Below are 14,033 nucleotides of genomic sequence, written 5' to 3' on the forward strand. Positions count from 1 at the left end.
TCTAGCATCGAGTAGACAAGCATATATTGAAGCATGTATGAAATGGAGGTGCCTGTTTTTGCGTGTTTCGAATGTTACTGTCCGAAAACGGCTGGCAATCGCATTGGCGATCGGTATCGTTGTTTTTTTTATCATTGATATCCGATTGGGAATTGTACAGTTTTATCTAGGGGATAAGTTGACGGGGCTGGCTAAAGATTCCTGGAGCAGGAATATTCCTTTTGAAGCCAAACGAGGAGAAATTCTCGATCGGAATGGTGTTGAGCTGGCAACGAATATATCTGCTCCAACAGTCTATGTCATCCCAAGACAGATTGAGAATCCTGGGGAGACGGCGGAACAGCTTGCTTCAATATTGGATATGACAAAGGAAAAGGCTTATCAATGGTTAACGAAACAGGCGATGAGCGTCAGAATTCCGGAAGGCAGAAAGATATCTCATGAAAAGGCGAAGGAAATAAAAGCATTAGGGATAAAGGGCGTTTATATAGCTGAAGATTCAAAGCGCCATTACCCATTTGGTGAATACCTTTCGCATGTTCTTGGCTTTACAGGCTCTGACAATCAAGGGTTGATGGGTATTGAATTGTCATATGATAAGGAACTAAGCGGAGAAAAAGGATTCGTTAAATTTTACTCCGATGCGAAAGGGAAAAGGCTTGAGAATATGGCCGATGACTATAAGCCCCCTGTTGATGGTGATAACTTGAAGCTAACCATCGATAGCAAAATCCAGACAATTGTGGAGAGGGAGCTCGATAATGCGGAGGCGACATATGATCCCGATGGTCTAATTGCCATTGCAATGGACCCGAATACAGGGGAAATATTGGCAATGTCAAGCAGGCCAACCTTCGACCCGGCCAATTTTCAAAATGTACCTTCAGAAGTGTATAATCGTAATTTACCAGTTTGGAGTATATATGAACCAGGTTCGACTTTTAAGATCATCACGCTTGCTGCGGCGCTTGAGGAAGGGAAGGTCGACTTACAAAAGGAACATTTTTATGATTCCGGACATGTGGAAGTGTCAGGGTCTACACTGCATTGCTGGAAAAGCGGAGGACATGGGGACCAAACTTTTCTTGAAGTCGTCGAGAACTCATGTAACCCTGGTTTTGTAGAATTAGGGAACCGGCTTGGTAAAGACAAGCTGTTTAAATATATAAATGATTTTGGGTTTGGGCAAAAGACGGGGATTGATTTAACAGGAGAAGGAAAAGGAATCATGTTCAACATGGATCAAGTGGGTCCGGTTGAGCAGGCAACGACAGCGTTTGGACAAGGTGTAGCCGTAACGCCCATTCAGCAGGTGACAGCGGTATCGGCGGCTGTGAATGGCGGAACTTTGTATACACCTTATATCGCGAAGGAACTTGTGAATCCAAAAAATGGGGAAGTGCTGATGCGAAAGACCCCACAGGCGAAGAAAAAAGTGATTTCAGAAGCAACCTCGAAGAAAGTCCGTGAAGCACTTGAATCCGTTGTCGCCCAAGGTAGCGGTAAAGGAGCATTCGTGGAGTCGTACCGAGTCGGCGGGAAAACGGGTACAGCCCAAAAAGCTGAAAATGGCAGATACCTTGAAAATAATTATATTCTCTCATTCATTGGGGTCGCACCAGCGGATGATCCGCAAATCGTCGTTTATATCGCTGTGGATAATCCGAAAGGAACGGTACAGTTCGGCGGGGTCGTTGCCGCACCAATCGTTGGGAATATCATGGAGGATTCACTTAGGGCCATGGGCGTCAAGCCAAGGAAAAACCAGATTGAGAAGGAAACGGTCTGGACGGATCCTGTCATGGTCGAGGTACCTGACGTTGTGGGTCTAAGCAAAAAAGAGTTGCAAACCCAGCTGATCGACCTTAAGCTGGATATTGCCGGAAATGGGGATAAAGTCATAAATCAAGCCCCGGATCCAGGTGTTAAAGTAAAACAAGGCTCCACAATAAGAATTTATCTTGGCGAAAATACAGAATAAGTATAATATAATATATGAATAGTTAAAGCGGCTGAAGAATCATCAGCCGCTTTGTTTACGGAGTCGGGATAACCCCGTATAATTGAAATTGGTTTCTCGACAAGCCAAGGCTAATCACATATAATGAATCCTCAAATTAAGTTGAGAGGGATGGAAAAATGAAGCTTCACAAATTACTATCTTATTTACACTCCTTATTTACGTATGAAGGAGAAAATCCTGAAATCACCTCCATTGAAAATGATAACCGTAAAGTCATAGACGGAAGTTTATTTGTTTGTATAAAAGGTTATACAGTCGATGGTCATGATTTTGCCCGACTTGCTGTAGAACATGGAGCTGCAGCAGTCATTGCCGAAAGGCCGCTTGACCTCGATGTTCCCGTGATCGTAGTCAGGGATTCGAGCAGGGCGATGGCGGTGCTTGCCGATGCATTCTATGGCCATCCGACTCAGAAGATGCGCTTGATCGGAATTACAGGTACAAATGGAAAGACGACGACCAGTCACTTATTGGAGAAGATTTTCGAGGATCGACAAGAAAAAACAGGCTTGATTGGCACGATGTATACAAAAATTGCCGATACGGTATATGAAACTAAGAATACGACGCCAGATAGCGTTACGCTGCAGAAGGCTTTTCATGAAATGGCCGAAGCATCCGTTACCACTGCCATTATGGAAGTTTCATCACATGCACTTGAGCTTGGACGCGTCCATGGCTGTGATTATGATATTGCCGTCTTTACGAATCTCACACAGGATCATTTGGATTTTCATAAAACCATGGACAGATACAGGCAGGCAAAATCCTTATTTTTCTCACAGCTAGGCAATGCTTACATAGAAAATCGTCCTAAATATGCTGTGCTTAATGCTGATGATGAGGCAACAGCTGATTTCATTAAAGCGACTGCTGCTACAGTTGTAACATACGGCATAGACAAAGAAGCAGATATCAGGGCCAAGGATATACAAATTGATGCAAATGGCACATCGTTCACCTTGACAGCAGGTAAAGAAGAGCGTTACATTCAGCTGAAGCTAATTGGTAAATTCAGTGTTTATAATGTGCTCTCTGCAATCTCAGCTGCTTTGTGTGCCGGTAACGATCTAGATGAGACAATTAGATCCATCGAGGATATAAAAGGTGTTGCAGGCCGTTTTGAGCTCATTACAGCGAATCAGGACTTCCCTGTCATTGTTGACTATGCCCATACTCCGGATAGTTTAGAAAATGTTCTAAAGACTGTTGGTGAGTTTGCTAGAAAGAAAATTTTCGTGATAGTGGGCTGCGGCGGGGACCGAGACAAGACAAAGCGTCCCATCATGGCCGAAATTGCATGCAGTTTGGCGACTGACCCGATCTTCACTTCGGATAATCCGCGCAGTGAAGATGCTGCCCAGATCCTCCGGGATATGGAAGCTGGTGTAGCAGGCAAAGAATATACGGTTATTGAAGACCGCAGGCAGGCGATTGCTTACGCTGTTTCCAAGGCGGAAGAGGGCGACGTTATATTAATAGCCGGAAAAGGTCATGAAACCTATCAATTGGTCGGTGACGAAGTGCTTCACTTCGATGACCGTGAAGAAGCGGAAAAGGCGATTCAAAGTCGTTTGGGTTCAGTTTGAACAAAGCTGAAATTGCCATGCAACAAATAAGAAAAGACATCAAGCAGAATTTTATATTTGAATTGTGTTAGGAATGAGGGAGTAAGGAATGTTGGAACAAGTGATTTTTTATACGATTTTGGTGGCGTTTTTAGTAACCGTTCTTCTTTCGCCGATTTTCATCCCGTTTTTAAGAAGATTGAAATTCGGGCAAAGTATTAGGGAAGAAGGCCCACAATCGCATCTGAAGAAAACTGGAACACCCACCATGGGCGGTTTGGTTATTTTATTATCTGTCACCATCGCTACACTAGTCATGACTTTGAAATTTTCGGCACCTTCAACCGAAACGTATTTATTATTATTCGTTACTTTAGGTTTTGGTTTATTAGGTTTCCTAGATGATTTCATCAAAGTGGTCATGAAGCGAAACCTAGGATTGACTTCCAAGCAAAAACTGCTTGGACAAATTGTGATTTCTGTCATCTTTTACTTCGTCTTTAAGCAGACAGACCGTTTTAATCCTGAATTGACGATTCCAGGTACTGACTTTGCTTTTGATTTTGGCTGGTTTTATCTGTTTATCGTTATTTTCTGGCTGGTAGGTTTTTCGAATGCCGTCAATTTGACGGATGGGCTTGATGGACTTGTCTCAGGAACATCAGCCATTGCCTTTGGTGCTTTTGCCATTTTGGCCTGGAGTCAGTCACAATATGATGTCGCTATTTTTTCGGTGGCGGTTGTCGGTGCAGTACTCGGGTTCTTGGTATTCAATGCACATCCAGCAAAAGTTTTCATGGGGGATACGGGTTCCTTGGCCCTTGGGGGAGCAATCGCAACCATCGCCTTGTTAACGAAGCTTGAAATCCTCCTGGTAATCATTGGCGGAGTCTTCGTGATTGAGACGCTCTCGGTCATCCTGCAGGTAGGATCTTTTAAAACGACTGGTAAACGTATTTTTAAAATGAGTCCGCTTCACCACCATTATGAGCTTTCCGGCTGGTCGGAATGGCGCGTCGTCGTGACTTTCTGGACAGTGGGGCTGCTGTGTGCGGTACTTGGAATCTATTTAGAGGTGTGGATATAATTGAAAGAGACTGCAAAGTATTCAGAGAAAAAGATATTAGTATTGGGTTTGGCAAAAAGCGGAGTGATTGCAGCTTCGCTTCTACATAAATTAGGTGCTTTCGTGACGGTTAATGACATGAAGCCATTATCGGAAAATCCTGAGGCTCAAGGACTTCTTGAACAGGGAATCAAAGTCATCTGCGGCAGTCATCCGATCGAGCTTCTTGATGAGGGTTTCGAGCTGATCGTGAAAAATCCGGGAATCCCTTATCGGAACCCTATCGTAAAAGGGGCATTGGAAAAAGGGATCCCTGTTATCACGGAAGTTGAACTGGCCTATCAGATAAGTGAAGCACCTTTCATAGGGATCACTGGTACAAATGGGAAAACGACCACGACAACATTGGTATACGAAATGTTGAAGACCGGTGAAAAATCCCCGCTGGTTGCCGGTAATATCGGGACAGTGGCTTCTGGTGTTGCTGAAAATGCAAAACCCGATGACTCGATCGTCATTGAATTATCATCGTTTCAACTAATGGGAATAGACGAATTTCGCCCTGAAATCTCAATCGTGACAAATTTGTATGATGCACATTTGGATTATCACAGTTCCAAACAGGAATATGTCGAAGCAAAAGCTGCCATTACGAAAAATCAAATAGACTCAGATTTCATGATTTATAATGCAGATCAAGATCTTGTTTTGTCCATGGCGAAAAAGACCAAGGCTGAACTTGTTCCTTTTTCAGCTGAAGTGAAACATGAGAATGGAGCCTATGTGGAAGATGGTGCCGTCAGTTTCAGAGGAGAAAAAATCATTGAAGTTTCAGAGATAGCCCTTCCTGGGAAACATAATTTGGAAAATGTGCTTGCTGCCATCTCAGCGGCCAAACTGAAGGGTGTAGCTAACGAAGCCATACAGACTGTACTGAAAACATTTTATGGTGTGGAGCACCGTCTGCAGTTTGTGGCAACGATCGATAACCGTAAATTTTATAATGATTCGAAAGCGACGAACATTCTTGCAGCATCCAAAGCGCTAACTTCCTTTACTGAACCTGTCATCTTATTGGCGGGCGGTTTGGATCGCGGAAATGAATTTGATGAGCTGAAACCGGCGATGAAAAATGTCAAAGCCGTGATAACTTTTGGTGAAACGGCAGAAAAAATTGAACGGGTAGCCAAAGAATTAGGAATAGCGAATATAAAACGTGTCGATAATGTAGAAAAGGCCGTGCCGGCTGCATTTGAATTATCAGATGAAGGCGACTGCATTCTTCTCTCCCCTGCTTGTGCAAGCTGGGATCAATATAAAACTTTTGAGCAAAGAGGAGACATGTTTATGGAGGCCGTGCATAAACTTAAGTAAGAGCTTTCGCAGAGAGAAGTGAACTTGCTTCTACGTTGACACCATGGAAAAAAGCGATAATGAGCCGTTATCGCTTTTTTTTTGACTAAAGTGCTGACAAGCAATCAGCATTGATGTTTATATTTCGCAGGCTCGAAAAACTTCCTAGAGGTGGATGTCCGTGCCATTAAAAAAATCGAATCCTGATCTCATTCTCATTATCGTCACCTTAAGTCTTTTGACTGTTGGATTAATCATGGTTTACAGCGCGAGTGCCATTTGGGCAACATATAAATTTGATGATTCGTTTTATTTTGCTAAAAGGCAGTTGCTGTTTGCCTGCGTTGGTGTCATAGCCATGTTTTTCATCATGAATGTGGATTACTGGACGTGGCGGACATGGGCCAAGATCCTTATCATCATTTGTTTCATTATGTTACTGGCTGTGCTTGTACCAGGTATAGGGATGGCGAGAAATGGTTCGAGGAGCTGGATTGGTGTGGGTGCCTTTTCGGTGCAGCCCTCTGAGTTCATGAAGCTGGCGATGATCGCTTTTTTAGCTAAGTTTTTATCAGAACGGCAAAAGCTGATCACCTCCTTTAAAAAAGGGATGCTTCCATCCTTGGGTTTAGTGTTTTTGGCATTTGGATTGATCATGTTACAGCCGGACCTTGGAACGGGAACGGTGATGGTTGGAACGTGCATCGTTATGATTTTTATATCCGGGGCAAAAATCAGTCATTTTGTCGGCTTGGGGCTAATCGGGGTAGCAGGTTTTATCGGACTGATTTTGTCAGCGCCCTACCGGATAAAAAGGATCACGTCTTTTCTGGATCCTTGGGAGGACCCTTTGGGCAGTGGATTTCAAATGATTCAATCGTTTTATGCAATCGGACCAGGGGGATTGTTCGGATTGGGACTCGGGCAAAGCCGCCAAAAGTTTTTCTATTTACCAGAACCGCAGACTGATTTTATCTTTGCCATACTTTCCGAGGAGCTTGGCTTCATCGGGGGTTCTCTTGTCATTTTATTATTTGCGCTTATGCTTTGGCGGGGCATTCGGATTGCACTTGGTGCCCCTGATTTATATGGGAGCCTTGTAGCGGTGGGAATCATTGCAATGGTCGCCATTCAAGTGATGATCAATATAGGTGTGGTAACGGGTTTGATGCCAGTTACGGGTATCACCTTGCCCCTCTTAAGTTATGGTGGTTCATCACTGACGCTCATGTTGATGGCGATTGGGGTGCTCCTGAATATTAGCCGTTATTCAAGGTTCTGAAAATAAGTGAAATATATGGTTTGGCAAAAGGGAAGTTCTGTTAAACGCAGGGCTTCCTTTTTTTATGTTGAAAACCCTTGCAGGAAAACGATTTTGGATGGTGCCTTGCCGAAATTTAGAAATAAATGAAATGCCGCTTAAATATTACCATGTATGAATGTTGAGGAATCCACAATAAATATTGGCAATACGTCTTTGTTTAGACTATAGTATAAGAGGGTTAGGCCGTACTGGGGCTTGCTTCTGTTCATTTTTCTGCTAAAAAGGCGTTATTAAACTTGTAATATAAGTGACCTCATGGAAGAGGAAATGAAAATTATAACCTGGAATTTTTGGAACAACAAGGAGGTTTATCATGGATAATGTGATAAAGCAATTAACTGAAATGAAAATCGGCAAAGTTCTTGAACAGGAACCGCTTGCAAATCATACAACTATGAAAATTGGGGGGCCGGCAGATTTATTCATCGTGCCTTCATCCATTGAGAATATAGAAAAAACAATGAAGGTCATCAAAGAAAATGGGATTCCATGGACGGTGATCGGCAGGGGCTCTAACCTACTTGTGAGTGATGGCGGAATTGAAGGTGCCGTGCTTAAATTGGGTAAAGGACTTGATCATCTCGAGATAAATGGGCCGGAGATAAAAGCAGGAGCTGGGGTATCACTTGTCAGCCTGTCCGTACAAATCAGTAAAAAAGGATATGCAGGATTGGAATTTGCCAGTGGGATTCCTGGTTCCGTCGGCGGAGCAGTCTATATGAACGCTGGTGCACACGGTTCCGATATGAGTGAAATTCTCAAGGAGGCACATGTTCTTTTTGAAGATGGAACCCTGGCTTGGCTTTCGAAAGAAGAAATGGAGTTTTCTTATCGAACTTCTCTGCTTCAGAAGAAAAGACCTGGTATCGTACTGGAAGCAATTTTTCAATTGACAGAGGGTGATAAAACCGAAATCGTTGAAAGAATGCAGAATAACAAGAATTATCGTAAAGATACCCAGCCGTATAATCTTCCATGTGCCGGGAGCATATTTAGGAATCCACTTCCACACCATGCTGGTAAATTGGTCGAGAATGCAGGCCTGAAGGGACATTCTATTGGCGGAGCTCAGATTTCACCGATGCACGGGAACTTTATCGTTAACACAGGTAATGGAAGTGCAGCGGATGTTCAAGCGTTGATACAGCATGTGAAGGATACTGTGTATGATAAATTTGAAGTTGAAATGGAAACAGAAGTGGAAATTATCGGCCGAAAATAATAGGATTCATAATATCCAAATATTGTGATATAATGTGTTACCTTTTAAAGTTTGTTAATAACCAAATATAGAGTTTGTCTTGATTTCGCACTGTCAAGAACCATCCATTTTTTCAGGAAGAGGTGAAGGGGATGGAAAAGGGGAAAATCGTTTCCATTGAGGACCGCATCCCGAAATTAAAACAATTAAGAAAAAGCAAAGCAAACAGGCGGCTTGTTCTTTTGCTTTCCCTTTTCTTCATTCTGGTTGCTTGTGTGCTATATTTCTTATCTCCGTTAAGCTATGTGAAATCCGTGCAGGTAGAGGGGAATCGTTATATTACTTCCAAACAGATCATTAAATTGAGTAAGGTGAAGAAGGATCGAAGCATCTGGAAGGTTGATACAGGGGAAGCTGCAGCCAATATCAAAAAAAATCAAGAAATAAAAAGCGTTAAGGTGACACCGATATTTCCTAATTCCATTAAAATTACGGTTTCGGAACATAATAGGATGGCATATCTGTCCAATAATGGGAAGTTTGCACCCATTTTGGAAAACGGGTCCGTTTTAGAGGAGTTGGCAACAGGAGAAATTCCAGTATTTGCCCCTGTTTTAATTGGTTTCAAAGAGGGTAAAGCATTAAAGTTGCTTTTAGAAGAGCTGGACAAGCTTCCAATCGAGATTCAGAATGCCATTTCAGAAATTCATTACGCTCCAACCAAAACTGATGTCTACCATATCGTCATGTATATGAACGATGGGTTTGAAGTAAGTGCGACAAGCCGGACTTTATACGAGAAAATGATTCACTATCCATCAATTGTCAGCCAGTTGGATCCAAATGTAAAGGGAGTCATCGATCTGGAAGTGGGTTCTTATTTTAAGGCATATGAAGACGCTGATCAAAAGGAAGACACTAATGAGGAAAATTAATGGCAAGCGGGTGGTTTTACCCCTGGTTTGCGTGGTGCTCGGATTCATGATAGCCTTCTCTTACAATCTGACCAAAGAAGGTGAAGGTGCAGGGAAGGACAAAGCCTGGGATCAGGAATATGAGCTGAGGCAGAAGCTGATCGAACAGGAGAAGCAGAACCGGGAACTTCAGAAGGAACTCCTTCAGAAGCAAGAAAATGTATCCCAAATAGAAAAAGACTTAGCGCAGGAAAAGCAGCTTTTTTTCAATTTGGCAAAGGATACGGAAAAATACCGTATGTTTCTCGGGAAAGTGAAAGTGAAAGGCTCAGGCCTGCAGGTGACGCTTGAAGATGGTACGGATATGGATTCAGAAGCCAATGTTAATAATTACCTCGTCCATGAACAGCATGTCTTCAAGGTCGTCAATGAACTATACATATCAGGTGCAGAGGCTGTTGCGATTAACGGTCAAAGGTTAAATCATGATTCATACATAATCTGTAATGGGCCTGTGATTACAATCGATGGCCATCAGCATCCTGCTCCCTTCATCATATCTGCGATTGGGGACCCGGATGTCCTGGGTGCTTCACTGGACTTACCCGGTGGCATCAAGGAACAGCTGGTTAATGAGAATATTATCTTTACAGTGGAAAAACAAAAGAATATCATTTTTGATCCAATTATTGGAGGGTGATCAGACCGCCGGATTCGATGAAAGAATGGTGAGAAACTGGAAATGAAAAAAAAGCTTTCTTTTAGTTTGGTTACGTTGATTGCTGGCTTCATGCTCGCTATTCAATTCAATTTGGTGAATCAGCCTGTCGTTTCCGATACAAGGGATATGTGGGAGCTGAAAAATGATTTATTGAAAGAACAGCAGACCCAGGCGGATCTAATAGAGGGTATAGGGAAGCTTGAGGGAAAAATAGCATCCTATGAAACAAAGAAAAATGAGAGTAAAGAAGAAGTATTGCGTGACACCCTGACCGAATTAAAGACAGATGCAGGTTTGACCGAAATTAAAGGTAATGGGGTCATCGTATCTATACAGCCTATCAAAGCAGATCTCCTTCTTGGTGAGAGGGTCGAGTATATTTCACCTGTTTTGATCATTCGGCTCATTAATGAAATGTATAGGTATGGCGCTGACGAAATTTCCATTTCAGGACAAAGGTATATATCAACATCGGTTATTCGTGATATTAATGGGCAGCCGAAAATGGACGGGTATCCTCTTGTTCATTACCCGGTCGAAATACAGGCAATAACCGTTAATCCAAAGAAACTGAAGCAACGCATTGAAGGTTCCGAACTTATGGATGATTTCTTTATAGATAATTTTGAAGTGCAGATCAATGTGCCTTCCGGTGAGTTGACATTGCCGGCTTACCAAAATGCTATTAATGTGGAACATATGGAACCCATTATGGATGGGGGTGAATCGTAATGTGGCTTCCAGTTTTTGGACTATTGATTGGGATCACTCTTGGTTTTTTGGTGGATTTTGATATTCCACATGAATATTCAAATTATCTTTCCATTGCTGTGCTTGCTGCTTTTGATACCTTATTTGGGGGCATACGGGCCCATTTGCAAAATCTTTATGATGAAGTTGTATTTGTAACAGGATTCTTCTTTAATATTGTTTTAGCCGCAGGTTTGGCTTTTCTAGGTGTACATCTTGGTGTAGACTTATATTTAGCCGCAATCTTTGTGTTCGGTGTAAGGCTCTTTCAAAATATCGCCCTGATTAGAAGGATCCTAATTGAAAAATGGTCCATTTCCCGGAAAAAGCAGAAAAAAAATCTATAATTTTAAAGGGAATTAAGTTATAAATGACGAATAGTTTATGGCAGTATCTAGTTTATTAAGTGTATCAGTCTCGTTGAGAAGCGAACAATAAGCACCATAAGGTGGGAAATCTACGAGTTTTGTTCGGGAAATACTAAATGAACCGCATTTCTATGAAATTCGCGAGTTGTTGTAATCAGTTCTGTTATTCTATAATGTATAAGTCTTCGATATAAAAATGTTATTCTACTAATACATGTATAAAACTGAAGGAGGTGCCATGGAATGAACAGCAACGAAATATACGTAAGTCTTGACATCGGTACATCCAGTGTAAAAGTTATCATTGGGGAAATGGTCAATGACACATTAAATATAATCGGCGTAGGAAATGTTAAATCAGAAGGGCTCAAAAAGGGTTCGATCGTCGGTATAGATGAAACCGTCCAATCCATTCAAAAGGCTATAGAGCAAGCAGAACGGATGATAGGGATGGAGATAAAGAATGTAATCGTCGGCATAAGCGGAAATCACGTGACGCTTCAGCCATGCCATGGGGTAGTAGCGGTATCCAGTGACAATAAAGAAATTACCGAGCATGACGTTTTCCGTGTTAGGGAAGCAGCGGAGTTAATAACGATACCATCCGACAGGGAAATCATCGACGTGGTGCCGATTCACTACAAAGTTGATGAACTTGATGAAATCAGTGATCCAAGGGGCATGATAGGTGTCCGGTTGGAAATGAGAGGGATTTTAATCACAGGTCTTCGGACAATTTTACATAACACACTGCGCTGTGTGGAAAGGGCAGGGTTGGAAATAACCGATATCGCGCTTCAGCCGTTAGCCGCAGGTTCCCTTGTTTTATCCAAGGATGAAAAAGAACTTGGTGTGGCACTTGTCGATATTGGCGGTGGTTCCACGACTCTGGCAATTTTCGAACAAGGCTATTTACAATATACGTCTGTGATACCTATAGGCGGGGAAACACTTACGAAGGACCTTTCCATCGTTCTAAGGACAACGATGGAGGAAGCTGAGAAAATAAAAGTAAAGCATGGACATGCCTTTTATGATGACGCGTCTGAAGATGAAGTATTCCAAATACCGATCATCGGCAGCGATCAGCAACAGACCTGCAACCAGTTAATGCTTTCGGATATCATTGAAGCGCGGGTGACCGAAATATTCGAGTTGATTCAAGATGATTTGAAGAGACTTGGCTTCCAGGATATACCGGGTGGTTTCGTGTTGACCGGGGGCGTCGTCAAGATGCCGGGAGTCCTGGAGCTAGCTCAATATGTGTTCCAAAACCGAGTAAGGACAGCTGAACCGAATTACATCGGTGTCAGGGAGCCCCAATACACGACAGCTGTTGGTTTGATTAAACACGCATGCAAGAAAGAGAGAATGCAAAAAAACACCGCTAATAAAACTCCTGTAGCAGCTGGACAAGCTCAAGAAGATAACGACCAGCGCAGCCAGAAGGTTTCTCAGAAAAACAAAGAGAACACGGCTAAAAAACAAGGTGAAAAAGGTGAATCTAAATTCAAAAAAATCCTGGGTTACTTTTTTGAATAACAATCATTAAGAATCGGGAATTTCGTCAAAATAGGAGGATTGTCATGTTGGAGTTTGATTCTAATCTAGAACAATTAGCAACGATAAAAGTAATAGGTGTTGGCGGCGGCGGAAACAATGCGGTAAACAGAATGATCGAGCATGGTGTACAGGGTGTTGAGTTTATTTCTGTCAATACTGACGCACAGGCTCTTAATCTATCAAAAGCAGAAATCAAAATGCAAATCGGTGGAAAGCTTACTCGTGGTTTGGGAGCAGGTGCCAATCCCGAGGTAGGAAAAAAAGCTGCTGAAGAAAGCAAAGAGCAGATTGAAGAAGCGCTTAAAGGTGCCGATATGGTTTTCGTAACTGCTGGAATGGGCGGCGGTACAGGAACAGGGGCTGCTCCTGTCATAGCGGGCATCGCTAAAGATCTAGGGGCTCTTACAGTGGGTGTAGTTACACGTCCATTTACTTTCGAAGGCCGAAAACGTGCAACACAGGCACAAGGCGGCATTTCATCCATGAAGGAATCGGTTGACACACTGATCGTCATTCCGAACGACCGCCTCCTTGAAATCGTCGATAAAAGCACGCCGATGCTTGAAGCATTCCGTGAAGCCGATAATGTACTTCGTCAAGGTGTACAAGGGATTTCAGATTTAATTGCTGTTCCAGGTCTTATTAACTTGGACTTTGCCGATGTGAAGACAATCATGTCCAACAAAGGTTCCGCACTTATGGGAATCGGGATTTCCTCAGGGGAAAACCGTGCGGCGGAAGCGGCGAAAAAAGCCATTTCCAGTCCGTTGCTTGAAACATCGATTGATGGTGCCCAAGGCGTACTGATGAATATTACAGGTGGCACGAACCTAAGTCTTTTTGAAGTCCAGGAAGCGGCCGATATCGTGGCTACTGCATCCGATCAAGACGTCAACATGATTTTTGGTTCTGTTATCAATGAAAACCTTAAAGATGAAATCGTCGTTACGGTAATTGCAACAGGCTTTAACGAGGTTGAAGCTTCAATACGGCCTACTGGACGTCCAACACTCGGACAACAGCAGCAATCAAGACCTCAGACACAACAAACGCCACAGCCAAACGTGAAGCGTGAAGTGAAGAGAGAAGAAGTCAATGAACAGCCTGCACGTAATGCCAATCAAGGTGATGAGGCCCTGGATATTCCAACCTTCCTCCGTAACCGTAATAGACGCCGTTAAT

The 14,033-nt window shown here is 42.9% G+C and carries 12 protein-coding genes; all 12 read left to right on the forward strand.

Translation table 11 applies throughout. The annotated features are described in order from the left end of the window. Positions 1-58 precede the first annotated feature (58 nt). The 12 genes from MKY17_RS07870 (at position 59) to ftsZ (ending at position 14,032) form a co-directional block, all read left to right on the forward strand. On the forward strand, positions 59-1,981 hold the full coding sequence (locus MKY17_RS07870; RefSeq protein WP_098371086.1) for a stage V sporulation protein D: 1,923 nt from the start codon (positions 59-61) through the stop codon (positions 1,979-1,981). Positions 1,982-2,139: 158 nt separating this feature from the next. After that, positions 2,140-3,612, forward strand: coding sequence for a UDP-N-acetylmuramoyl-L-alanyl-D-glutamate--2,6-diaminopimelate ligase (locus tag MKY17_RS07875; protein ID WP_098371085.1), 1,473 nt, complete (start codon positions 2,140-2,142; stop codon positions 3,610-3,612). An 88-nt stretch (positions 3,613-3,700) separates the two neighbouring features. After that, positions 3,701-4,678, forward strand: a complete 978-nt coding sequence (gene mraY / locus MKY17_RS07880; RefSeq protein ID WP_034313901.1) for a phospho-N-acetylmuramoyl-pentapeptide-transferase — start codon at positions 3,701-3,703, stop codon at positions 4,676-4,678. Beyond that, a complete protein-coding gene (gene murD / locus MKY17_RS07885) occupies positions 4,679-6,031 on the forward strand; it encodes a UDP-N-acetylmuramoyl-L-alanine--D-glutamate ligase (RefSeq protein WP_098371084.1) in 1,353 nt (450 codons plus the stop codon). Between the two features lie 160 nt (positions 6,032-6,191). After that, entirely contained in the window at positions 6,192-7,292 is a 1,101-nt protein-coding gene (gene spoVE / locus MKY17_RS07890; protein WP_098371083.1) for a stage V sporulation protein E, read from the forward strand. Between the two features lie 355 nt (positions 7,293-7,647). Continuing rightward, positions 7,648-8,556: a UDP-N-acetylmuramate dehydrogenase gene (gene murB, locus MKY17_RS07895; protein WP_098371082.1), complete on the forward strand. Its 909-nt coding sequence runs from the start codon at positions 7,648-7,650 to the stop codon at positions 8,554-8,556. Between the two features lie 131 nt (positions 8,557-8,687). Further along, positions 8,688-9,470: an FtsQ-type POTRA domain-containing protein gene (locus MKY17_RS07900; RefSeq protein ID WP_098371081.1), complete on the forward strand. Its 783-nt coding sequence runs from the start codon at positions 8,688-8,690 to the stop codon at positions 9,468-9,470. Beyond that, positions 9,457-10,149: a DUF881 domain-containing protein gene (locus MKY17_RS07905; protein ID WP_098371080.1), complete on the forward strand. Its 693-nt coding sequence runs from the start codon at positions 9,457-9,459 to the stop codon at positions 10,147-10,149. The genes MKY17_RS07900 and MKY17_RS07905 overlap by 14 nt, the downstream gene beginning before the upstream one ends. 42 nt (positions 10,150-10,191) lie before the next feature. Continuing rightward, positions 10,192-10,902 (forward strand): DUF881 domain-containing protein, encoded by a 711-nt coding sequence (locus MKY17_RS07910; protein WP_098371079.1) that lies wholly within the window; start codon positions 10,192-10,194, stop codon positions 10,900-10,902. Beyond that, a complete protein-coding gene (locus MKY17_RS07915) occupies positions 10,902-11,267 on the forward strand; it encodes a small basic family protein (protein WP_098371078.1) in 366 nt (121 codons plus the stop codon). Before MKY17_RS07910 ends, MKY17_RS07915 begins: the two co-directional genes overlap by 1 nt. A gap of 264 nt (positions 11,268-11,531) precedes the next feature. After that, positions 11,532-12,830: a cell division protein FtsA gene (gene ftsA / locus MKY17_RS07920; protein WP_098371077.1), complete on the forward strand. Its 1,299-nt coding sequence runs from the start codon at positions 11,532-11,534 to the stop codon at positions 12,828-12,830. Positions 12,831-12,874: 44 nt separating this feature from the next. Next, positions 12,875-14,032, forward strand: a complete 1,158-nt coding sequence (gene ftsZ / locus MKY17_RS07925; RefSeq protein ID WP_098371076.1) for a cell division protein FtsZ — start codon at positions 12,875-12,877, stop codon at positions 14,030-14,032. The last annotated feature ends 1 nt before the right edge of the window (position 14,033 follow it).

Origin of the sequence: Peribacillus sp. FSL P2-0133 (assembly GCF_037975445.1) — a bacterium.
GTDB lineage: Bacteria > Bacillota > Bacilli > Bacillales > DSM-1321 > Peribacillus > Peribacillus simplex_E.